Origin of the sequence: Robiginitalea biformata HTCC2501 (assembly GCF_000024125.1) — a bacterium.
In the GTDB taxonomy this organism is placed as follows: Bacteria; Bacteroidota; Bacteroidia; order Flavobacteriales; family Flavobacteriaceae; genus Robiginitalea; species Robiginitalea biformata.
The window spans coordinates 1,889,236-1,910,496 of the sequence record NC_013222.1; the positions used below are offsets into that span (position 1 = coordinate 1,889,236).

The following is a 21,261-nucleotide window of genomic DNA, read 5'->3' on the forward strand; positions in this document are numbered from 1 at the left end:
TGGACAGGCAGCATCAATCTCCGTTTTCGATTCCCTGGTCCGACCAAACAGCCAGTTCATTGCCGGCGGGATCGAGGAAATGGAAACGCCGTCCCCCGGGAAACGAAAAGATTCCCCGGGTAATCTTCCCCCCGGCTTTGCGGATTTTGGACTCCAGGGCCCCGAGATCCGGATGGTAGAGCACCACCAGGGCTCCGTTGGTGACCGCCTCATCCGATTTGCTGAATCCGCCTTCCAACCCGCTATCGGTAAAAGCGGTATACTCCGGGCCGTAATCGGTGAATTTCCAGCCAAACAGCCTGCTGTAAAAGGATTTGACCTGCTCCAGGTTGGCCGCCTTGAATTCGATATAATTAATCGGGACAGGTTTCATGCGCACAATTTTATCCGGATTATCCCGGGGTAAATTCTACCGGGCTGTAGCCTTTGAGTTGGAGGACCTGCATATCCTGCACCATGAAAATAGCGTTTTTATTCAGGTCGTAAAAACTGTATTCGAGGGATTTTACAGTGCGTCCTGCCCGGGATATCATTTCGCCAGCGCTTCCTCGTAACGCATCAAACACGCATCGAGCGAGCCCCCTTCCTTGTGGATACACGCGCAGAAGTCGTTTCCGGCGAGTTCATTCGCTCTCCCGGTAAATTGGCTCTGGCAGTCCTTGAGGGAATTCCGGGGCATCACCTCGAGCCCGAAAAGGGCAAAAAGGACGGTGCCGGCCGATAGGGCCAAAACAGCCAGGAAAAATTTCCAGGGGAACTTTTTAGAGTACTTTTTTGGCCGGGTGAAAACCGGGATTCCCGGGGGCTTCCAGAAAGGCAGGAGGTATTGGAATTTGTCGTAATGCCAGGCCAGCAAAAACAGGTTGGCCAGTACCATCAGCGGAGAGGTGACAAAGGACCCCTCGAACCGGACGGCAAAGGACAACACCCAGATATTGAGGATGATCGGGAAGTACAGCAGGGCGCCCAGGGCCACGGTCCGCGGAATCAGCAGCAGGATAGCGGCGACTATTTGCGCCACCCCGATAAAGGTGTAATAATAGCCTGTATGGTGCAGGGCCTCCAGGTAGGCACCCATGGGATGGATTTCGGACAGGCCGCTGGCAAACCGCTCCCCGAAAATCTTGACCCCGCCGGCCACCAGGAAGGCATAGGCCAGGGACAATCGGCAAAAAATGGAAAACAGCCAGTACCACCAGTTGCTTTTGGTATAAAGGAAATAGTTTTGAAATCGCGTCAGGGTGCTCATTGGGAATTCCGGTGGGCCTTCCTCCTAAAACTACAAAAAACAAAATTCTGCATACTCCCTGAGGGGGTGCGGTGATCCAGGGTTTCACAGCGGATCTTCTCGAAGTCCGGCTCCAGCAGCCGGGCCATCGATTGACCGGAATACTGCATTACCCGGATGCCGCTGCACTTTTCAGGGCCATTTACGGAAAATGTCCCGATTACCAGGATACCATCCGGGTTCAGGCCTTGCCGGACCGAATCCAGGTAGCCGGCAATGTCCCCGGGATCCGTAAGGAAATGAAAGGCAGCCCGGTCGTGCCAGAAGTCGTAAGTATCTGATGGGGTAAAATTGGCTGCATCGGCCACGATCCACTTCACCCGGTTGGCCTGGTGGCCCAATCGCTCGCGTGCACGGTTGATGGCCTCAGCGGAAATGTCCAGAACCGTTATGTCTGAATAGCCCCGTTCGAGCAAATGGTCTGCCAGCAGGCTGTCCCCGCCGCCAACGTCGATGATCCGGGCAGTGGTCGGCACCTCGAAAGCCTCGAAATACGACAGGGAGGTCTCCGGGGTTGGCTGAAACCAACTCACGTCTTTGAGTTCCCGGGTCCGGTAGATGTTTTCCCAGTGTTTTTTTCGGTTGAAGGCTTTCATGTTGTTTCCAATTAGTTCTTTCCGGCCGGATCCCCGTGCAACCTATCGGCCAGCCAGCCAACAGGTGCGTCCGGAATAATTTCATTTGGCCTTTAGTTTTATCGGTCTAAAACAAATAAAATAAACCATAACCGGGTTAAAACCCGCAGGGCAACTTACGGCGTTACCCGCCCTTGCGTTTTCTTTTGTGCTTCCCCCGCACCCAGAGCAGCAGGGAACTCGCGCCTACCGCCATGCCGGCCGCCATGATATTGAAGAACATATCCTCGGGGTCGAAGACCCGGTTGGGCAAAAACCACTGGATGCCTTCATCGAGTATCCCGACCAGCGAGGCGAGGATCACGGCCAAAAGCGAGGGGGCCAGACCGGGTTTGCGGTGCCGGGCCCTTTCGGACAGCGCCCGGTGGATAAAAATGGCCAGTACGCTGTATTCGATCAGGTGGCTGCGTTCCGGTGCTCCCAGCCGAAACACAAACATGGTATAGACCGCCAGAATACCGAGGATTACCACCAATTCATACCGGCTGGTTTCGGGCCGGCCGCCATGGATCAGGACGGCCGTCGCCGCCAGTAGCATCCCGATCAGGAAAAATACAGCCTGTACATCCTGGTCCCGCAATTCCCGGACCAGGGGCTGTCCCATAAACAGCGTACCGTAGATGGCGGCAATTACAGCCAGGACCCAAAGCCAGCGTCGTTTTTCCCGCGAAGATGTAAAGAGCGCCATATCCGGGAGGATTTTCCCGGAAAGGTACTCAATTTAATTCGCCCTCCCGCCTTTCTACCTGGGGTCCGGGTTGCCGACCCGGTTGTATTTCCGCAGCGTTTCGACCAGCAGGTCGTGTGGGATTGCATAGGCCTTGTTGCCGTTGATGCCCTCCATATCCTCGGCGGCGACCATCGCATTGACGATAGCTTCTTCCACAGCCTCCACCGTACTTTGAAAAAGCCGGTTCATCTGATCGTTGGGCAGGGTTTCCACCTGAACGGTTGCCTCCCGGTTAAAAGCCTGTTCATTCGCCGTGGAAAAGGCGATAAAGATATCCCCGGACCCATTCGACCCGCGGCCACCCACATTGCCGATCCCCAGGGGGACCCGCTGGGCAATGCGTTTAAGCTGATGGGGGAGGAGGGGGGCATCCGTAGCCACCACCACAATGATGGACCCGTCCCCTTCCTGCCTCGATGACATGGGCGGCTTTTTCAGCTCGTAATTGAGCGTGTCGATCAGCTCCCTGCCTACAGGCACCCCGGCAATGGTCAGGTTGAATTTGGCCCCGAAATTTGCCTGTACCAACACCCCAAGGGTATATTCTGTTTCCCCGATCCGGAATTGGCGGGATGCCGTGCCGGTACCGCCCTTGAAGCCCAGGCACATCATCCCGGTGCCCCCGCCGACATTTCCCTCAGCCAGGGACCCGCCGGCAGCGTTGTCTATCGCCTCCATCACGTGTTCCTTTTTGACGTGGAAGCCGTAAATGTCATTGAGGAAGCCGTCGTAGGTTTCCGCAACTACCGGATAGGTGTACCACCAGGGCTCCCCCCGGTACCAGTCGGTGTCCACGTACCATTCCAGCACGGCCTGCCGCACCGTCCCGACGCTGTTCGTATTGGTGATCATGATGGGCGTCTCCAAAAACCCGGACTCGGTTACCCAGGTGGTGCCGGTCATCTCTCCGTTGCCGTTGAGGCTGTACCAGTTGGCGTATACAGGACTGAATTTTTTGGCCTTCCCCCTGGGGAAGATGGCGGTAACCCCGGTCCTCACAGGCCCCTTACCGACCACATTTTCGCCTTCGCCCGAGATGATGGTGGCATACCCCACCTCTACACCGGCCACGTCGGTGATGGCATTCAGTTTGCCGGGTTGGCCGGAAAACGGGATGCCCAGGTCCCGGGCCCGGGGTTTCTGGGAAATGGCTGTCGCGGAGATCAACATACACAGCACAAGGGGCAGGACTACGCTGCCGGCACGTACACTATTCTGCTTGTAGATCATAGAGGTGTGGTGTTAGATTGTTGCGGGTATGGGCAGCTGGTAATTCTGCCTATAGCCGATAAACCGATTTATTTTTGTCCGTATCGAAGATATGCGGGTAATGCGCTTTCAGGTTATTGATCATAAAATCCAGGGGGACGTCCTCAAAGTGTCCGTAATCCTCGAGATATTCCATAAACAGGCGGCCTTCGCTGTCGAAGGCCTGCAAATACGAGTCGTTTTCCCCGTCGAACTCCAGGGGCTCCACGTCAAATTTTTCGCATAGTTCCCGGTTGAAGGCCGGGGACATTTTCAGCCACTTCCCGTCGATGCAGGCATTGACCATCCCATGGGGCGTCAGCTCATCCGAGCCGAACTTCTCCTTCAGCCGCTCAGCGGCCAGGTGGTTCTTGACCTTCCCAAGATGCAGCCTGGCCGGGATGCCCAGGGCCCGGAGGCCGGCAATGAGCAAAATGGATTTTTCCACGCAGTTCCCGCTGGCCTGGCCCGCTATCCGGCTGGCCCGAAAATCCGCTTTTTCCAAACTGATGCGGTACGGGTCGTATTTCCAATTGTCGCGGACCCTGGTGTAGAGCCCCACGGCCATTTCCTTTTCGGACCGCGAGCCCTCCCGGAATTCGGCCACCAGCTCCCGGATGGGCTGGCTCGTATAATCGAAAAAATAGGTGGGTGCCAGATAGCGCATCGGTTTGTTCAAATTAATTCAAGGGCGTAAGCAGATGAATTTAATTGGGAATATACTACGAAATCCTTATTCACTGGCGGTTATCCGTATCCTGTGGTGCCTGGCCAAGCCATTTGGAGGCAGCTTTAAGAAGGCCAATATTGCTTCGGATGCCCATTTTCTTGTGGATGTTTTTGCGGTGCGTATCGATGGTAAACCGGCTCAACTTCAACGATTCCGCGATTTGCTGGCTCGTCCTGCCCTGGGCGATGAGTTCGAGGACCTGACGTTCCCTGCGGGTGAGGCGAACCGATTCCTGGCGGGGCTCCTGCGATTTCCAGTTCTTGTAGATGGGCCGGAACTTCCGGCTGAGATAGTAGTCTCCCCGGGCCACCGTGTGGATCGCTTGGACAAGTTCCTCCTTTTCGACGTTTTTCACCAGGTAGCCCCTGGCGCCCGCGTCCAGCAGGTCCTTTACATCCTGTTCGTGATCCAGCATTGTCAGGGCAATAACCCGGGTATTAGGGAAGGAACGGCAGATTTGACGGGTCAGGGAAAGTCCGTCCATCCCGGGCATTCGGATATCCGTCAGTACGACATCTGCTCGGGTGGTTTTCAGCAAATTGAGAAGTTCGACGCCCTGGCCCACCGAGGCGTGTACCTCAAGCCCAATCTCTCTGTCCAGAATGGATCGGATCCCCTCCAGGAAGAGGCGGTGGTCGTCAACCAGGGCTATCCGTATCATATCGGGACACTAATTATTACGTTGACTCCTTCCCCTGGTTCGGATTCCACAACGAGGTTTCCGTCCATTTTACGGATCCGGTTTTCGATATTTATCTGGCCCTGGCCCTTCTTAACCTTGCCGGGATCAAAGCCTTTGCCATCATCTTCGTATACCACATGGAGTTGGCCGTCATCCTCCGAAAACTGGATACTTACCTGATTGGCATCTGCGTGTTTGAGCGTATTGGTCAGCAGCTCCTGGAGGATGCGAAAGAGTTGCAATTCCCTGGAGTTCTGAATGCGCTTGTTCAGGTCGATGTTGGTCACTTCCACATGGATTTTTCGGGAGGACTTTAACTGACGGGCAATTTCCCGAACCGCAGGCACCAATCCGTTGTCGATCAAAACATAACCGTTTTTCCCTCTCGAGATGTTCCGGAGATCCTCATAAGACTGGTCCAGGGCCATGCGCAACTTCTTATGCAGGACCGGGTCCGCCCCGCTGACCTCTTCTACATAGAGCTTCAAGGCGGAGAGGTTGGCGCCCAGGCTATCGTGCAGTTCCTCGGCAATCCGTTGCCGTTCTTTTTCCTGCCCCTCAATCAGGCTGTCGAGACTGACCGTTTCCAGTTCGCCCACCAGCGACTCGGCCCGTTGGTGCTCAAGCTCTTTTTGCTGCTCGGCGATAATGCGTTTACGCCTGGCGTTTTTTACCATAAAATAGGTGGTGACCCCGAGCAGTACCAGGATTCCGATAGCCAGATACAACAGGTTCCGGTTCTGCTTTCGCCTGATGTCGGTTTGCAGGTAGTTGTTCTGGAGCGAGAGCATTTCGGCGGCCATTCGTTCAGACTCGTACTTGGAGGAAAGTTCGGCCAGTGATTTTCGGTAGTCTGCCTCCATCAGACTGTCTTTGATGGCCATGCCCCGTTTGAGGCTGGCAAGTGCCCGAACATTGTTCCCGGCGGCTTCGTAAGCTTGTGCAAGATTCGTGTAAATGGTAGCCGAATTTGCCCCCCGCCCGTGGTCCAGGGCGCGCTCCAGGTACCGGGCAGCCTGAGTGGGGCGGCCCTGCTTCAGGTATAGGTACCCGAGGTTGTTGTAGAGCGTGCCCATCCCGTCTTCAATGCCGTGCCGGGTTTTAATTTCCAGGGACCGGTTGAGGTAGTATTCCGAGGAGTCCCGATTCGAATCCAGGTACAGGTTGCCCAGGTTGTTGTAAATCCGGGCCAGTGCGAAGGGTTCGTCCATCTGCCCCGCCAGTTTCTCCGCCTCCCGGAAGTAGGTCCTTGCCCTGAGGGTATCTCCTTGCCGTGCGTATTGTCCTGCCAGGTTTGGCAGGGTGATGAGCCGGAATTGCGCAAGCCCGTATTGACGGAAGATAGCGAGGGCTTTTTCCCCGTATTCGATGGCATGGTCCACATCGCCGAGTTCCCCGTAAATTGTGGCGATATTGTTATAGGTTTTTCCCATTTGCATACTATCCCGGGCAGATTCAAAATACCCAAGGCCTTCAAAAAATGCCGTCAGGGCCTCCTGATAGCGCCCCTGTCGCATTTGTGCCGCCCCGGCACTGATTCGGACAGCAGCTGCTTTGTTCGGGTTTCCGCGGGCTTCGAAGGCCTCTGTAGAGCGCAAGAAAAAGGCGATAGCGGAATCCGGTTGGTTTTGGTAGAAGTAGGAACGGCCTATTTTATTATACGCTTCTGGCTGAATTGAATCGGTTCCCGTATTCAGGGCCATTTCGGCGAATTTCCGGCTCAATGCGACATCCCGGCGTTCATGCCACCCGGAAAGCTCCAGGTAAATCCCGGCTCGGCGGGCGCTGTCGGTTGTGAGGGCGAGTTGCCGGAGCAGGCTGTCCGGCAAGCCGGGGTCGGCTTTCTGGGCAATTAGGCTCGTTCCAGAGAGAAGCAGCCATAGGGCAATCCAAATATTCTTTGCAGGCATACGATCTTAAATTACAAAATAATGATGTACTGCATTTCTGCGGCAGCCATTTCCAAAAGTACTCTATGGCGTTGTTATTCAAATACCTAGGATTAGGTAGGTTTTTCAATTGACAGGTGTTTTAAATTTCACTCAGTCTATTAAATCAAAAGAATCATGAAAAGAATTGTACCGATCCTGATGCTGGTTTCCCTGCCGCTCCTCGGATGTGAGGCCGTGGAAGAATTGCTGGAATTCGATGTTCCAATATCATTTGCCGGGGATCTTGAAATAGTAAGTGAAACAGCGGTAAGCGATTCCAACGATGCGATTTCCGTTGAAACCGACCTGGCCACCTATCGCATCGACAACGACCCGGATATTGCCGAATACCTGGCCGAAGGGGCCGAAATCAAGAAGATCCGGGTGAACAGAATCCGATATAACTACAAGGATTTTGTGGGCAACGAAGAGGCTTTTCTGCTGGAGGGAGGATTTAGTCTCGTGGACGCAAGTGCCATGGCAGTCCACACCTACCCGCTCCCGGAACAGGGAACCCGGATTGCAGAAGCGGATTTCCGGAACGAGTTTTTTATTCTGGAAGATGATTTCAGTGCCCTGGAAAACGGCTTAAGGAATTCTGCAGGGTTTATCATCGGCTATTATGCTACCCTGGTCAACAACCCGGTCGATTTTAAGGTTGGGATTACGGTGGATGTGACGGTGACCATTGAACCGGCCCTGTAACGGGAGTGATCTGCAGGGAGTGATCTGCCTGGTAGGGCGAAGAACTATGAACAACCCAGATTAAAGTTTTCGATATGAAAAAATGGATACTGCTTATTGCGAGCGTGATTTCGTTCCAGTTACTTTCAGGTCAATCGGTCCGGCTGGTGGATATCCTGCAGGAACCCAGTCCGGGATTTTCAGTGGAAGCGCATATGAACGAACGCGGCGGCACTATGGCTTTTAACATCGATTACGGCGGTGGCTGTGTCGGGGGGTACCAAATTAAGGTGACATTCTCAAAATCGCTTACTCAGTTGCAGGCAGGGGAGACCTTCCTGGCAACGCTGGCCTGTGAAGATTGCAATACACCCTGCACGCGAAAATGGAAAATAGCTGCGTTGCAGGGAGCCGGGGGCGTACCCAATATAGCGGCCTATCCGGATTATGTATATAACGGTAATATACATATTTCGAAAGGGTACAATGGTTATACCGGGGTGAATGACTGGAATCCCGGGCAGCGCACCGCGGTGGTTCCCATGGTCTATGAACCCAAGAAGGATGTTGCCCAAACCGCCTTGCAATTTGTAATTGGTTCCGGCCTGCACAAGGTTATCTATGTGTTCCAGGCAGACCCTGCGGGAACCCCCTCGTTACAGGCAGGCGGGAAACCCAACCTGAATTGCGTCTGGGAGTCTTCCTACGGGGCCGTCAATTGGTCTGAGGGCTATTACGGCAGCCGGGATAAAACCCTTTCCGGGGAATTACACCAGAAAAATGGTGAATGGGTGTATGAAGGTACCTGGGGCCGCAAGGGCGGAAGCCGTTGGGGGCGCGTCCGCTTTGTCTTTGATTCGCCAACCACTTTTACGGGATACTGGACGGAAGGGGAAGGTACCCGACAAACCCGATGGACGGGTTCCGGGAATTGTTTAATCGTCAAACACTGAGACGGGACTACAACATCCTCCTTCGCAAAATGCAAATATCCAGTGAGTTACCTGCCCCAGGACGGCGCTTCATTCCGGCCGGACGTCCGGGTTAGCCGGACCCGTTCTTTGGTGCGGATATTGATTTTCCAAATGTTGTAATTCCCTTTTGAGCCTGCCGTGTACACGAGCCATTCCCCGTCCGGCGACCAGTCGGGGGAATAACATTCGATAGCGTCGTTGGTGAGGTTCTGCAGGCCTGTTCCGTCGGCATTGATGGTATACAGGTCCCATTGGTCTTCCTGGGCGCCGTAAAAGGCAATTTTTGAGCCGTCCGGGGAAAACTTGGCCCCGGAGTCATAGCCTTCCTTGTCCGTCAGCCTTTTTACCCCGCCGCCTTGCGCATCCATGAGGAATATTTCTCCATTGCCGGCGTGCGACGTATCGGAGGAATCCCGCAGTTGGCGGGTGAATGCAATCTGCGAACCGTCCGGGGACCATTCGGGGCTTTCTTCATAGGCGGCATTTCTGGTAAGCTGCCGGATACCCGACCCGTCCTTATCCATTACGTATACATTCCGGCTCAGGGAATCCCTGTCGCTCATAAACAGAATCTGGCTTCCATCCGGGGAAGGTACGGGGAGGACGTCTGTGGCCGGATGGTTGGTGAGCCGGGTCAGTTGGCGTGTTTGCAGGTCCATGCGATAAATCTCCGCATTGCCGTCCCTTTTTGAATAGAAGCTCAGGGAGGTGCCATCCGCAGACCAGGAAGGGCTGAAATCCAAAGAATCGTGACGGGTCAGGTTCTCCGGGTTTGCCCCGTCACCATCCATGATATAGACCTCCGGGTTTCCGTCCCTGTCTGTGACGAAGGCGATTTTCCCGGATCCCGTTTCCGCCTGGTCAGCTGAAACCCCGGGTTTGGAATCCTTGCAGGAGATGGCCAGGACCACCAGCAGGGCGGCAGATAATGTTTTCATATGGCGCTTACATAGTGTACCTGACTAAATTAATCATTTTCCAGTCGTTCAATCATCCGCTTCATCTCGGCGATTTCCCGTTCCTGGGCTTTGATGATTTCTTCGGCCAGTTTTTTGACCTCCGGGTCCTTGAGGTCGGCCCGGTTGCTGGTGAGGATGGCGATGGAATGGTGCGGGATCATCGCCCGCATCCACTTAACGTCGCCGATGGGGATTTGCTGCCGCACCAGGTAGGTGGACACGACCATCAGCAACACACTGACCAAAATGACGGCAATGTTCTTTTGCTTGTTTTTGTACATATGGCGCATAAACAGGAACATGATAATGGCCATACCCCCGATCCCGATCAATGTCATATACAGACGCGTCCAGCTGAAAAAGACGTGGCTGAATTCATAGGTGTTGAAGTACATGGTGACATACATCGATATCGCCGAGCATAGCAACATAAGTACGAAGGTGGTGTAATTGGATCGATTCATCTAGTGGGTTTTAATTTGACATTTTTCCTTCCGGAAATGCCCCGGGGCTATGGCCGGGAATCCCGGGATGATAATATAACAAAAAGGCAGGCCGCATGGGAGCCGGTATCACAGTGTTTCGTGCTGTAATTCCCCGTCGATCAATCCAATCAGTGAATTGCACAAGGCTTTCATCTCATTGAACTGGGCATTCATGACGGGGGAGGGCTTGTAACCGGATCTCAGATATTTTAGTACATTGGGCCACTCAGACAAATTTCCTGCTAACCCAACCAATAAGCCGATATGCCTACCAACTCCCACTCCCGAAGAAACGTACTGAAAACCGGCCTGGCGGCCTCCCTGGGCCTGGCCTCCGGTATGGGGCTTTCCATGGTCCCGTCCCAAGCGGGAGATCGGTCGGCTGCCACGGATATCCACCTGTCCGGGGCACAGCCCAATTTCCGTCCCGGCAGTCAGCCGCTTGACAGGGACATTCGTGCCAAGCACAACCTGCCCTTCCGCGTCAGCCTGAATGCCTCCACGCTGATGGCCTATGAACTTCCGGTGGATGAGCAGGTAGATATGATCGCCGCGGCAGGGTTTGACGGGGCGGAGTTGTGGATGCGCGACATCCGGGCCTACCTGGAGAAAGGGGGTACGACTGCAAAGCTGAAGGAGCAGCTGGAAGCCGGCAACCTGCTGCTGGAGAATATCATCGGTTTTTCCCAGTGGTGCAATGACGATGCAGAGGAGCGGGCCAAGGCCCTGGAGGTACTCCGGGAAGAGATGGAGATCATCGCCTCCCTGGGCGGTGGCTACATCGCCACCCCGGTGATGGGCATGGATCGGCTCGACCCGGCCAAATTTGGCGAATACGCTGAGCGATACCGCGCCATCCTGGAACTCGGGGACGCAACCGGCGTAGTGCCGCTCCTGGAACTCTGGGGCATGGGCGCCCTGCACCGGGTATCGGACTGTGCACAGATAACCATCGCTACAGGCCACCCGAAGGCGGCCATGCTCCTGGACATTTACCACGTCCACCGGGGCGGCAATTCCTGGGAGACCCTGGACGTATTGAACGGCGGCCGGATGCCCGTCATGCATATGAACGATTACCCCGCTACCCCTGCCTGGAACGAACTCACCGATGCGGACCGCGTGTTGCCCGGGGAGGGCGCCTGCCCATTCCACGAGGTGATCCCAAAGCTATACAAGGCCGGTTTCCGGGGCGGTTTTTCCGTGGAGCTCTTCAACCGCGGCTACTGGGAGCAGTGGGATGCGAAGCAGATGCTCGAACAGAGCTTCGCACGGACTGTGGAGGTGCTTACCGGGGCCATGGAAGGAATGGATTGATGGACAGAAGGGCGGATGGCCCTGCCCGGGGTGTGCACGCAGCGCTTTTAAGCTCTAATTTGTGAATCGATGGTCCCGATGATTTTCCCGAAGCAATTGTTGGCGGATTTTTCGAAAGAATTGAACCATGGGCATAAAAAGGAGCTGTTTTACGCCCCGGCGTCTGCCAGCTTCTTGGTATCTACAAATTGCTGGAAGGCGATTACCTTTCCGTTGTCATCCAGGGTCCACAGGTGGGCGGCCTGGGCATTATAGGCCGTACCGGTTTCCTTCACCCTGGCCTCGTAGCGCAGCGTGGCCAGGACCTTGTTGTCGTCCATCCCGTGAATTTGAATGTCCTTCAGGCCAAAATATTCGTGGATTTCCCCCAGGCGCGCAAATACGCCTTCCAGGACGGCTTCCGGGCCCTTGTAAGGATTGCCGTCTGCCAGGGAATTGCTCTCCGCCTCGTTCCATTCGATGCCGGGATGCATCAAGCCCAGGACGGTGGGCATATCGCCGGTGGAGAATGCGTTATAAATGGATTCGATGATTTTGGTGTTTTGATTGTTTGACATTTTATTGGTTTTGTTTGTAGCTGAATATACCAAAAATACGGACGGCATGTGCAGTACTTAACTTCAATAAGTCTTCAACCAGGTGGCAGATTCACCAGGCCCTCAATAAGCGAGTGCGGGCTTTCAGGATTTGATGCTGTCCGCCCGCACGCCACTCTGAGACCGCTGAATCAGGCATTTTGAATCTTTAGCCAATTCACGGTTTGTACATTGCAGATAGTATCGCTTATCGTTTTGGATGTCCGGGTTCCCAGATCAACCGGACAAACGAACTCAATCGTTCATTTTCCCTGCTAACTGGGATCCCCGCGACTATTCCAATCAGTAAATTATCGGCAATACCCAACCGCATCTGGGGTCTCATGGTCATGTCAAAGTTTCCGCGGCTGATTGATTTATTAAATTCCACCCCGATGAAGTTCCTTGTCCCCGGAATCATATAATGGAAACTGGTATTGACATCATAGGTTGTATGGAACCGGTTTGTTCTGAAATCCTGCTCAACCAACGGACCCGTGTAGATCAATGAGTGGAAGTTGTTCCCCCAGCGTTTGGCAACAACCAAAAAGGGGTTGTATATATTTCCTCTCAGGAAAGGTTTTCCAAAGGCCCTGAAGTCGGATAGCTCAAATTCATTGATGTACCCAAATGCCATGGATGTCGCCATGGGCTCGTTGACAAAAAAGGACCACTGGGCTGCAATTTTTATGCTATTCAGCCGGTTGGACGGGACCGAGTCATTAGCAGTGCCATTGACGGGTGAATAAAAGGTGAAGGGAAGCTCCACCTCCAAACCCAATCGGTCTGCAGGGGCCCATTCATATTCAATCAACCCCTCATAGGAATCGAATCTTAAATTATCGGTGAGTCCCAACCCCAGGTTCCATTCTTTTTCGCCTTTTCGGGCTCCCAAATCGCGGATCAGGTCAATATACAGCGGTTCGGCGTGCAGTACCTTATCGGGTTCTTTCTGGTCTTCGATTTGGTGAATGTAGAGACTGTCTTTTTCTGCATCCGTGAGTTGGGCCATACACGTTGCAGAAGATGCCAATAAGAGGATTGACATCCTTATTTTTTTGATGTTCATTTTTGATTTGTTTTAAGTGAATGAAAAGCTGCCCCTTGTCCGCTGCGGAAAGGGGAGGTAACCCATAAAAACAAATCAAACTTTGGGTGGGGGGCTGTCTATTACCTTGTGGCCATTGGTCAATCGGGCGTGGTAGTCGGGAAACCGATTGCTCTTTTCGGCAGGGTGGGTTGCTGCCTGGTGGACAGATTGGATCTCATAAACCAGGAAGTCGATTTTAACATTCTTTCCCGCGTTATGTTCTTCGTGATCCGGGTCGCAGTGTTCTTTGAAGGCGTCCTCAAACCCCAATACCATCTCAACCAGCACTTCGATAATACTCTCCTGGTCATTGAAGGATAAATCCTCTGTGATATGGTCCGGGTTGGGGTCTGCCGTGTCCACACTGATGTTGAGCAGGTAAAGCCCCATGAGCCCCCACAGGTATTTGATGGTACCGCTATTTCTAATTCTACCCAACATCATTTACCTGTAACGTATTTTTTGCCGGTTATTATATGCGGCCTCCGATGATTTCAATACGAATCCTGCGCATTGAGGGTCCACCCCCATGGATTGGAACCTGTTGGCTTCTCGGCGACTTTCCGGCGGCTTTAATCGGGATGTGTTTTTACAATTCCTCCACCAACTGGATATTGTTGCCGCAGGTATCGTTGAATACGGCATACTTTACGGTACCCGCTTCGGTTGGCTTCACGCTGAAGCTTACGCCGAGTTCGGTGAGGCGCTTGTATTCTGCATCCACATCCTCAACGTCGAATTGCGTCCAGGGCATACCCGCTTCCATCAGGGCATCCTGATAGACTTTGGCCGGCTCAAAATGGTTGGGGGCCGGCTCCAGCAACAATTCGGGCCCGTCCTGCCACTCCTTGGAAACCAGGGTGAGCCAGCGGTTGCCGCCACCCAGGGGGATGTCTTTATTTTTGAGGAAACCCAGTTTTTTGGTGTAAAACTGCAAGGCTTTTTCCTGGTCCTGCACGGGGATGCTGATGAGTGTGACTTTCATAATTTACGGTTTGAGGGGTAGGGTTATTATTGCATCAATTTACCCAATATTTCTTTCATCATCTTGGCTGCCAAAAAAGCCGTCATATTCTGGAAGTCCCTGTTTGGGTTGTATTCCACAATGTCCGCCCCCACCACTTCCGCATCGATTCGCCGGATGAGGTCCAGGACCTGCCGGGAAGTCAATCCCCCGGGCTCGTGGTGGGATACCCCCGGGGCAAAGGCGGGGTCAAAGGCATCCATGTCCAGGGAAATATATAGCGGATTGCTGAACTCGGGCAGTGCAGACAAATCCAAATCTTTCATCTGATGCACCTCCACCCCAAATTTTTCTGCCTGCGCTGCCTGGTGGGGATTCAGGGTCCGGATGCCAACCTGGACCAGCTTCGCCGCCAACCCGTTTTCCATAATCCGGGCAAACGGGCAGGCGTGGGAGTGCTTATCGCCTTCGTAGTTGTCGTATAAATCGCTATGCGCATCGATATGGAGGATATCCAATTTCGGATACTGCCCATAGTACGCCCTGATGATGGGATACGTGATGGAATGGTCCCCGCCCAGGGTAAGGACCCTGGCGTTTTGACCCAGGTGCGTTGCGGTAATTGCCTCGATGTCGAAATACCCGTCGATTTCAAAGTCCCCTTTGTCCTCAACCCGCGAATCTTCAATCGAAGTTAAGGCCTCGGTATACAAATTGGAGGAACCGCTGTACAAGGCCTCCCGGATCTTCGGGGGCGCGAGTTTGGGACCTTGCTGGTAGGACGATTTCTCATCGAACTGTATTCCCTGAATGAATATTCTTTTCTTCAATTCGTATTATTTTTTGCCAACACCGCAGCGAATCTACTTGTACTGCCGATCGTACGGTTATCTCTGGAAATGATTAAACACCTTGCCCAAATGTTAATGCGTTTAGTTTTTCTTGTTTGTTGACGTTTTGTCATGGATATTTACCGTTGGTATATTTACGATTTCAAACGTTGCGGAAGCCAAAAGAACTTTCCCCTTTGTCTGCTGAATTCGTTTTCCGATTTCTTCATTCAGCAGGTGCTTGGTAAACCTTCTTTTTTTGTAGTCAACGATGTACCTCAGGTTAAACTGAATCCAATTATCTGTCATTGTGATAGCCAATGTGGGCTCTACTTGTGCGTTTTCGATATAATACTTTTCCACAACATGTTTCCACTCAGACACCGATGCCCTCACGAATTCCGATAGGTGTTTCTGTGCGACGGATATTACGATATCTTTCGCCAATTCCATATCGGATCCGTATCGTATCGGCAGATTGAATTCGTCCCAGACAAAGGGAAAGTCTTTGGAATAATTGTATACCGGGCCCTTAAAGACAAAAGCATTGCTTAGTTTAACAATACGTCCGCTGTAGTTATCGCTGGAGATCCACTGACCTATTTCCATCATGGTGGTATAAATACTATCAATGTCAATGACGTCTCCTTTAATCCCATTTATTTCAATCCTGTCGCCCGGCTTGTACACCCGGACAAAGAAGATGTAGAAGGACCCGGCGATACTCAAAATCAGTTCCTGTAGGGTTATTGTTATGCCAGCCGTCAGTAAGCCAATGGCCAGCCCAAAGTCCTTTATGCTGCCTGAGAAGTATGTAATGGAAACCAGGATAGCAAGGAAATAGCCGATAATTTCAATGCCTTTTTGAGATTTATAGCGAAGCGAATTATCCGGGAGCCGCCTTTTGAGAACCCTTCTAACCCAGGTAACGATTGAGAATATCAGTACGATCCATACCAGGTACTTAGCGAGGCTCGCAAGGATGGGGTATTGGGCAAACCAGTTATTTATTTCCTCGATCAATGTTTGAATGTTAAATTCACGAGACCGCACAGTAAACCACAAGTAATACACCTAATAAAAAATGGATGTAAAAATCAGCTTGTTATACTTTGCCAGCCAATTGGGCAAAAAAATATCAAAATTATCCCTGTCGGTGTCCGAGTATTTCCTTGCTTTTTTGGTTAGGGGACAAAACATTTTGAAAACCAGAAGGGTTATTCCTTCACCGATAACCAATACAATGCCAAGCCAGGCATAGCGATTAACCCGGTTCGCAAGGCCCGAATAAAGCACATATAAAATTATAATTACAAAAAAGATCCAAGTAAGGGTGTGAAACAACTTAATTGTAAGGAGTTTTCCCGTTGGATTCATAGGTGCCTTCTTGAGTAGGATTTACAACGTTATATGCCTGGCTGGTTCTAAAAAAAAGCAGCAGCCAGGTTTTTCCGTCCTATAAGCATATAGCTATACCTGGTGCCGCAGAAAGTTTTTAGTATTCTTTCCTTATAAAACCGACGTATAACCAATTAAAGTTAGGGAAAAAAGTTCAAGGGGGGTATAGGATCGGAAAGGCGTAAACCCATTACCGGGCCCGTGAATCCTATCACAATTTCTCCCGAATGGCCTTTCGCCCATAGTATATGCCAAATACACAAGTTACAATTGCAAACATAATCCCGTATTCACCAAGCCAGTATTCCGCACCTTCGACCTCAGTTGTGACCGGCGGAAATATCTTTTGAATATATACATTGCTTACGGCGTGGAAGATTACGGCCGGCCAAAGGCTATTGGATTTAAAAGTGTAATAGGTCATGATATACGACATCGAAATAATCACCACATAAAACGTGGTCATTTCCAACGCGACATTTTCCCCTTAATACACGATAAGTGGCCAGTGCCAGGATGCCCAGATAATTCCGCTGAAAAGCGAAACGCCCGTCACAGGAAGCACTTTCCGCAATTCATAAATAAAAAACCCGCGCCATCCGATTTCTTCCCCTAAGGTCGTTGCCATGGACCGTATTACGCCAACAGTTCCCAATAAGACAAAAGCGATGATTGCCGCTAAGGCCGGAGTGAGTGACCCTATTCCCATCAACCCAAGTTCTCTGGCCCAGTCCAAAACCAATTCCCCACTGGCCAATCCGCCAAATCCAAGAACCCAGAGTAGCAGATAGGTCAGCAAGGCGTAGCAGGCTGGAACGAAATACGACAGGCGAATGTATTTCCAGTTGCCCCAATGCCAATTAAGCGTAGAGACGGATCTTCCTGTTAATTTAAGTGTCACGAAGGCGGCCAAGGCCGGACACCACATAAGTGCGCCAATGTATATACTGGAAGGATATAAATGGACGATTGCGTTATGGAATATCGAACTTGTAATGGCAGTAATTGCCAGGAAAATAAAGATGGTTTTCCAGGCTTTTTTACCCCCGGGCCGGTCTTTGGGCATATTGGTTTGGTTACTCTTTTTAGACGAGGGGATACCGCTATTGTTACATGGCGCCGTAAGGGAGGGATTCCGGGTATTTTTCTGCCATATGGAACCGGTTACGACTTTTGCCGCCTTTTCAGGATTTTGACAATTCGGTTATTGATGATTTCAGACAGGTTCCAATTGTACAGTTTTGGGTCGGTGGTGCTGTAGAATTCAACAATAACAGCATCCAAATCTTTATGGTATTTTGCAAAACTCTGGTATCCGGGAACCCAACCGGAATGTTCATACTCATAGACGGAAGCATAGATTTCCTGTTCCCCCTGTTCAAATACCGATCCGTCGTTCAATGCCCTCAGGAAAGTCCCCACGTCCTCTGCGGTGGCGTGCATGCCAAAATCGTTTGTCTTTAAATCATGGGGATACCCTACATGATACCCACTCATCACATCCTCTGTATTTACTTTGCTCAGGGAAGCGAAAGTGTTGTTGAGGTTTAACGGCACCAGGATTTCTTCCTGGATGAATCGGAAGTTTTCAAACCCCAGCACGTCATCCATGATCTTATTGATCAGCAGGTAATTCGTATTGCAATACTCATAATCTTCTCCGGGTTCAAAGTTGGCCGGTTTGCCCTCAATCAGGGCAAGGCTTTCTTCGAAGGTTTCGGTTGGATCGGCCCAAAAATTCGGGGCGTCCGTAAAATTGGGAATGCCACTTCTGTGCTGGATCATCTGCCTCAAAGTGATCTTGTCTGCGTTTTCGATTGTTCCCACGAGTTCCGGTAAATAATCAGCGAGGGTCTTATCCAGGGAAAGCCGTCCGCCGGCCACCAGTTTGGTAACCGCCACAGCGTCGTACAATTTGCTGATGCTGGCAATCTTAAACAGGGCCTGGGGCCTGGCAGGTATCCGGGCGTCCCTGTCGTGCCAGCCCGAAGCGAAATACTGCGGGGGTTGCCCCGCCTGGTCCACATACACAACCATACCGTCAAATCCGTGGCCAATGGCCTGGTCCAACTGATCCTGGACGGTATCGGGCAGCGGAAGTATCCACGCCTTCACCAAAAGCCATGGTACAAAGAACAGGGAGATTGCCGTGCCAGCAAATAGCACTATCCTGAATAGCTGCTTTTTTCGATTCTTACTCATTGGAACTGGGTTTGTATGCATCATTCTTAACGGGTTGCGGCTAATACAAGCAGTTGATTCCATACTGCTTATGCTCTGCCCAAGCAAAATGCCAGTAAACGAATGTACAATTGAAAAGGAAAAAATAGAATCAACCACAGAGTTCGCTTCATGTGGTTAATGCCAGTGAATGCGCTTTTGGTATCGGAGCGGACCCCGGGGGCCTGCTTACGAAACGCAAAGTTTCGCTGTCGCTGGTTATTCTTCTCTTTTCTCTAATTCTTTATCTATTAAGTCCAGCAGTTCTGACACATCGGAACGCAAACCTCGGTATTGAAAGTTAATAAAGAGATTTGTCAGATTTCTAAATGTCTTAAGATAGTAGATAAATTCCGCATCACTTTTCAAGGCATCAGCGTCTACGGGGCGCAAGTCTCCCGGATACCCCGGGGAATTGAGGTCGTAATTCAGGCCCGCTTCAAATCGGGTAGGATAAATTCGCTGTAGACCAAACCAGTAGTTATCCATGAAGTCATTCTCGGAAACTGCAAAAAATCGATACCGGGAATCGTAAACATCAACGATCTTCTTTTGTAAGACCTTGTCGGAGATGATGTTAACGCCATGTGACTTCAACGACTCAAAAGCACTCGTGGAATACACGAAGCGGGTGGAGAAAAAGGCCTCAGAAAAGAGGCGAGACAGGGTTTCCTCATCGATCTCATCAGAAGACTCCAAAAACCCTAGAATTGAGTCGCATGCTTTTAGACTTCTTTTGTGGATTTCAATATTACCGTCTATATCGGCCATGTCCGATTGTAACGACAGTTTGAAAGACCGAAGCATTTCCAATTCAAAGGCTTCCGTTTTTCGGCCTTCATTCCAGTTGTTGATTTGCAGGGCGATAAGGATGCCGATGACAACCAGAATAATCTCCCCCGCCGCATACATAAAATAATTTCTGAAACGATTTTCCAATATTAGGTGCTGTCGGATTTTCCGGAAGAATTTTATCATTGTTTAGCGGTTGGTTCTAATTAGGCACAATGGTTTGTGTTTCTACTATTTAGGTTCTATTTGTAGGATGATCCTACGATATCTGGACAGGGACGGCGTTCCTTTATCTGTCACTCTCAGAATAATATGAATCGTTTCGGCCTTATTTACACTGGGAGCTACTCCGTGAATTCTATGGGCATTTTCCGGTTGACTGAGTTCAAACTCCCCTTTATAAGTGCCTGCTTCGGGGTAAGGAAACCATAAAAAACTCAAACTATCACCATCAGGGTCCGTTGAATTCGAAGCATCCAACATAAAAGATTCCCCGGATTTCACGCTCATTTTTTCAGGGTGTGATACTATGGGTATGGGCGGATGGTTGGCTTCTTCAAATGGCATTATGTTCCAATCCATTCGCGCTGCAAAATCATGTTGAAAATCGTCCCTCCACCGCCATAGGGTTTCTTTGTACCCGTTGAAAACAGTTGTGTCTTTTTTTACACTCCGTCCATATGCATCAGGGATATAGCGTATGTAGTGGTCTGTGGCATTTGTCCAAATGGGTCTTGTTTCAGGGCCAATTCTGACTATAGAACCCCCTTCCTTTGTTTTTGAAAAATCTGGCTGATACAATTCGTAGCGACCTCCCCAGCCTCCCCATTCGGGGTGTTCGGCGTTATTCAACCCATTTGGAATCAGTGATAAAAATGCGGGTGTATCCCCTTCCACGCCCCAGGAAACGTCAGGGTATGCCGCACCGAGCGGGCCGTGCCCTTGTTGGATATGCTCAGATAACCATGCATTGCTGATGGTGCTGTTGTCGATTCCATTAAAAACACCATTTATACCGGTCCAGGTGGCACTTCCATAGTCGTCGCCAGGTGACACGATATAGAATAAATCCGGAAAATTGTTCCGGATCCAGAGACCGCTATCATCCTGGTCTGAAATGGTATATACCCTGAGTTTGGAGATCAACTCTTTGGCCTTCTTCTTACTATTTGTTTTTTCGATTTTGAAAAGAGACTGCGCCAGAGTATTTACTCCGCCCCATACAGAAATCCATAAAGGCCTGTCATCATCTTTTTCCAATTCCTGAATAATCCATTCTGAACCTTCCGAATCCAGGCCCTCGCCAACACCTGTCATCCCGTATTTTGGCAACCCACTCTTTACGAGGCCCAGCAATTCGTTCTCGCCTGGAAAACCCTTTTCATGTTTAAGCAGATTAGGCTGGACCTTACCGTATGCCTCAATTACTTTGACTATAGATTCCGGATTCACTTCATCGGTAAGCCAACAGGAAGTAGTAGCTACCAACCCTTTAATATCTATCTGATTGGAGTACAGAAAAAGTCTGACCAGGGATTGTGTGTCATCCGGGTCCGCTTCAATGTCGGTTAATATGATCACCCTGTTTTTTGGAGGACTCTGGGCAGGTACATCCGAACCCCAAAAAGCGATTAAAAAAATTGCAATCGATAATCTTATCCCTGTCATATTCTTAATTTATATCGTTTGTTTCTCTATCTGACTAACGGCACTACCTGGCACGGCCAGC

23 protein-coding genes and 1 pseudogene are annotated in these 21,261 nt (G+C 51.1%); 3 read left to right on the forward strand and 21 right to left on the reverse strand.

Annotation, left to right across the window (positions count from 1 at the left end; translation table 11 throughout):
• Nucleotides 1–13: 13 nt before the first annotated feature.
• From RB2501_RS08460 to RB2501_RS08495, 9 genes are all read right to left on the reverse strand, one after another.
• The gene (locus RB2501_RS08460) at nt 14–373 is read right to left on the reverse strand and encodes a VOC family protein (RefSeq protein WP_015754363.1); all 360 of its coding nucleotides are present in this window, start codon (nt 371–373) and stop codon (nt 14–16) included.
• A gap of 19 nt (nt 374–392) precedes the next feature.
• Complete coding sequence (locus tag RB2501_RS16245) at nt 393–533, reverse strand: hypothetical protein (protein WP_015754364.1); 141 nt, start codon at nt 531–533, stop codon at nt 393–395.
• Nucleotides 530–1,249, reverse strand: a complete 720-nt coding sequence (locus RB2501_RS08465) for a hypothetical protein (RefSeq protein WP_015754365.1) — start codon at nt 1,247–1,249, stop codon at nt 530–532. The genes RB2501_RS16245 and RB2501_RS08465 overlap by 4 nt, the downstream gene beginning before the upstream one ends.
• Nucleotides 1,246–1,884 carry a class I SAM-dependent methyltransferase gene (locus RB2501_RS08470; RefSeq protein ID WP_015754366.1) on the reverse strand — a complete coding sequence of 213 codons (639 nt, stop codon included), beginning with the start codon at nt 1,882–1,884 and terminating at the stop codon, nt 1,246–1,248. Before RB2501_RS08470 ends, RB2501_RS08465 begins: the two co-directional genes overlap by 4 nt.
• Nucleotides 1,885–2,047: 163 nt before the next feature.
• Nucleotides 2,048–2,611: a VanZ family protein gene (locus tag RB2501_RS08475; protein ID WP_015754367.1), complete on the reverse strand. Its 564-nt coding sequence runs from the start codon at nt 2,609–2,611 to the stop codon at nt 2,048–2,050.
• Between the two features lie 54 nt (nt 2,612–2,665).
• A complete protein-coding gene (locus RB2501_RS08480) occupies nt 2,666–3,883 on the reverse strand; it encodes a DmpA family aminopeptidase (RefSeq protein WP_015754368.1) in 1,218 nt (405 codons plus the stop codon).
• 49 nt (nt 3,884–3,932) lie between these two features.
• Entirely contained in the window at nt 3,933–4,568 is a 636-nt protein-coding gene (locus tag RB2501_RS08485; protein WP_015754369.1) for a transglutaminase-like domain-containing protein, read from the reverse strand.
• Nucleotides 4,569–4,638: 70 nt separating this feature from the next.
• A complete protein-coding gene (locus RB2501_RS08490; RefSeq protein WP_015754370.1) occupies nt 4,639–5,292 on the reverse strand; it encodes a response regulator transcription factor in 654 nt (217 codons plus the stop codon).
• Complete coding sequence (locus RB2501_RS08495) at nt 5,289–7,223, reverse strand: tetratricopeptide repeat-containing sensor histidine kinase (RefSeq protein ID WP_015754371.1); 1,935 nt, start codon at nt 7,221–7,223, stop codon at nt 5,289–5,291. Before RB2501_RS08495 ends, RB2501_RS08490 begins: the two co-directional genes overlap by 4 nt.
• Before the next feature lie 156 nt (nt 7,224–7,379).
• Between RB2501_RS08495 and RB2501_RS08500 the strand changes: the two genes are divergently transcribed.
• The gene (locus tag RB2501_RS08500) at nt 7,380–7,949 is read left to right on the forward strand and encodes a hypothetical protein (RefSeq protein ID WP_015754372.1); all 570 of its coding nucleotides are present in this window, start codon (nt 7,380–7,382) and stop codon (nt 7,947–7,949) included.
• Nucleotides 7,950–8,023: 74 nt separating this feature from the next.
• Nucleotides 8,024–8,881 carry a hypothetical protein gene (locus tag RB2501_RS08505; protein ID WP_015754373.1) on the forward strand — a complete coding sequence of 286 codons (858 nt, stop codon included), beginning with the start codon at nt 8,024–8,026 and terminating at the stop codon, nt 8,879–8,881.
• A gap of 47 nt (nt 8,882–8,928) precedes the next feature.
• On the opposite strand, the gene RB2501_RS08510 is transcribed toward RB2501_RS08505, so the two are convergent.
• Both RB2501_RS08510 and RB2501_RS08515 read right to left on the reverse strand, forming a co-directional pair.
• Nucleotides 8,929–9,840, reverse strand: coding sequence for a TolB family protein (locus RB2501_RS08510; protein ID WP_015754374.1), 912 nt, complete (start codon nt 9,838–9,840; stop codon nt 8,929–8,931).
• A 29-nt stretch (nt 9,841–9,869) separates the two neighbouring features.
• Nucleotides 9,870–10,325 (reverse strand): DUF305 domain-containing protein, encoded by a 456-nt coding sequence (locus RB2501_RS08515; protein ID WP_041327103.1) that lies wholly within the window; start codon nt 10,323–10,325, stop codon nt 9,870–9,872.
• Between the two features lie 285 nt (nt 10,326–10,610).
• Between RB2501_RS08515 and RB2501_RS08520 the strand changes: the two genes are divergently transcribed.
• Complete coding sequence (locus RB2501_RS08520) at nt 10,611–11,663, forward strand: sugar phosphate isomerase/epimerase family protein (RefSeq protein ID WP_015754376.1); 1,053 nt, start codon at nt 10,611–10,613, stop codon at nt 11,661–11,663.
• Between the two features lie 149 nt (nt 11,664–11,812).
• On the opposite strand, the gene RB2501_RS08525 is transcribed toward RB2501_RS08520, so the two are convergent.
• From RB2501_RS08525 to RB2501_RS08585, 10 genes and pseudogenes are all read right to left on the reverse strand, one after another.
• Complete coding sequence (locus tag RB2501_RS08525; RefSeq protein ID WP_015754377.1) at nt 11,813–12,220, reverse strand: nuclear transport factor 2 family protein; 408 nt, start codon at nt 12,218–12,220, stop codon at nt 11,813–11,815.
• A 226-nt stretch (nt 12,221–12,446) separates the two neighbouring features.
• Nucleotides 12,447–13,307, reverse strand: coding sequence for an HAEPLYID family protein (locus RB2501_RS08530; RefSeq protein ID WP_041327104.1), 861 nt, complete (start codon nt 13,305–13,307; stop codon nt 12,447–12,449).
• A 75-nt stretch (nt 13,308–13,382) separates the two neighbouring features.
• Nucleotides 13,383–13,769: a hypothetical protein gene (locus tag RB2501_RS08535; protein WP_041327106.1), complete on the reverse strand. Its 387-nt coding sequence runs from the start codon at nt 13,767–13,769 to the stop codon at nt 13,383–13,385.
• Nucleotides 13,770–13,917: 148 nt separating this feature from the next.
• Nucleotides 13,918–14,313, reverse strand: a complete 396-nt coding sequence (locus RB2501_RS08540) for a VOC family protein (protein ID WP_015754380.1) — start codon at nt 14,311–14,313, stop codon at nt 13,918–13,920.
• A 26-nt stretch (nt 14,314–14,339) separates the two neighbouring features.
• The gene (gene speB / locus RB2501_RS08545; RefSeq protein ID WP_015754381.1) at nt 14,340–15,122 is read right to left on the reverse strand and encodes an agmatinase; all 783 of its coding nucleotides are present in this window, start codon (nt 15,120–15,122) and stop codon (nt 14,340–14,342) included.
• A 102-nt stretch (nt 15,123–15,224) separates the two neighbouring features.
• Entirely contained in the window at nt 15,225–16,142 is a 918-nt protein-coding gene (locus RB2501_RS08550) for a mechanosensitive ion channel family protein (protein ID WP_049764892.1), read from the reverse strand.
• Nucleotides 16,143–16,731: 589 nt separating this feature from the next.
• Nucleotides 16,732–17,586: pseudogene (locus RB2501_RS16330) on the reverse strand (CPBP family intramembrane glutamic endopeptidase).
• 98 nt (nt 17,587–17,684) lie between these two features.
• Nucleotides 17,685–18,722 (reverse strand): serine hydrolase domain-containing protein, encoded by a 1,038-nt coding sequence (locus tag RB2501_RS08575; protein ID WP_041327116.1) that lies wholly within the window; start codon nt 18,720–18,722, stop codon nt 17,685–17,687.
• A 237-nt stretch (nt 18,723–18,959) separates the two neighbouring features.
• A complete protein-coding gene (locus tag RB2501_RS15815) occupies nt 18,960–19,679 on the reverse strand; it encodes a DUF6090 family protein (RefSeq protein WP_187289153.1) in 720 nt (239 codons plus the stop codon).
• 84 nt (nt 19,680–19,763) lie between these two features.
• Entirely contained in the window at nt 19,764–21,200 is a 1,437-nt protein-coding gene (locus tag RB2501_RS08585; protein ID WP_015754388.1) for a nucleoside hydrolase-like domain-containing protein, read from the reverse strand.
• Nucleotides 21,201–21,261: the final 61 nt, after the last annotated feature.

Bases quoted from the DNA above. Each gene is read 5' to 3' on its own strand.
- RB2501_RS08500 (WP_015754372.1), top strand. From the start codon at position 7,380: ATGAAAAGAATTGTACCGATCCTGATGCTGGTTTCCCTGCCGCTCCTC.
- RB2501_RS08520 (WP_015754376.1), top strand. From the start codon at position 10,611: ATGCCTACCAACTCCCACTCCCGAAGAAACGTACTGAAAACCGGCCTG.
- RB2501_RS08510 (WP_015754374.1), bottom strand. From the start codon at position 9,840: ATGAAAACATTATCTGCCGCCCTGCTGGTGGTCCTGGCCATCTCCTGC.
- RB2501_RS08490 (WP_015754370.1), bottom strand. From the start codon at position 5,292: ATGATACGGATAGCCCTGGTTGACGACCACCGCCTCTTCCTGGAGGGG.
- RB2501_RS08540 (WP_015754380.1), bottom strand. From the start codon at position 14,313: ATGAAAGTCACACTCATCAGCATCCCCGTGCAGGACCAGGAAAAAGCC.
- RB2501_RS08585 (WP_015754388.1), bottom strand. From the start codon at position 21,200: ATGACAGGGATAAGATTATCGATTGCAATTTTTTTAATCGCTTTTTGG.
- RB2501_RS16245 (WP_015754364.1), bottom strand. From the start codon at position 533: ATGATATCCCGGGCAGGACGCACTGTAAAATCCCTCGAATACAGTTTT.
- RB2501_RS08475 (WP_015754367.1), bottom strand. From the start codon at position 2,611: ATGGCGCTCTTTACATCTTCGCGGGAAAAACGACGCTGGCTTTGGGTC.
- RB2501_RS08465 (WP_015754365.1), bottom strand. From the start codon at position 1,249: ATGAGCACCCTGACGCGATTTCAAAACTATTTCCTTTATACCAAAAGC.
- RB2501_RS08530 (WP_041327104.1), bottom strand. From the start codon at position 13,307: ATGAACATCAAAAAAATAAGGATGTCAATCCTCTTATTGGCATCTTCT.
- RB2501_RS08485 (WP_015754369.1), bottom strand. From the start codon at position 4,568: ATGCGCTATCTGGCACCCACCTATTTTTTCGATTATACGAGCCAGCCC.
- RB2501_RS08575 (WP_041327116.1), bottom strand. From the start codon at position 18,722: ATGAGTAAGAATCGAAAAAAGCAGCTATTCAGGATAGTGCTATTTGCT.
- RB2501_RS08535 (WP_041327106.1), bottom strand. From the start codon at position 13,769: ATGTTGGGTAGAATTAGAAATAGCGGTACCATCAAATACCTGTGGGGG.
- RB2501_RS08460 (WP_015754363.1), bottom strand. From the start codon at position 373: ATGAAACCTGTCCCGATTAATTATATCGAATTCAAGGCGGCCAACCTG.
- RB2501_RS08515 (WP_041327103.1), bottom strand. From the start codon at position 10,325: ATGAATCGATCCAATTACACCACCTTCGTACTTATGTTGCTATGCTCG.
- RB2501_RS08505 (WP_015754373.1), top strand. From the start codon at position 8,024: ATGAAAAAATGGATACTGCTTATTGCGAGCGTGATTTCGTTCCAGTTA.
- RB2501_RS08495 (WP_015754371.1), bottom strand. From the start codon at position 7,223: ATGCCTGCAAAGAATATTTGGATTGCCCTATGGCTGCTTCTCTCTGGA.
- RB2501_RS08470 (WP_015754366.1), bottom strand. From the start codon at position 1,884: ATGAAAGCCTTCAACCGAAAAAAACACTGGGAAAACATCTACCGGACC.
- RB2501_RS08525 (WP_015754377.1), bottom strand. From the start codon at position 12,220: ATGTCAAACAATCAAAACACCAAAATCATCGAATCCATTTATAACGCA.
- RB2501_RS08480 (WP_015754368.1), bottom strand. From the start codon at position 3,883: ATGATCTACAAGCAGAATAGTGTACGTGCCGGCAGCGTAGTCCTGCCC.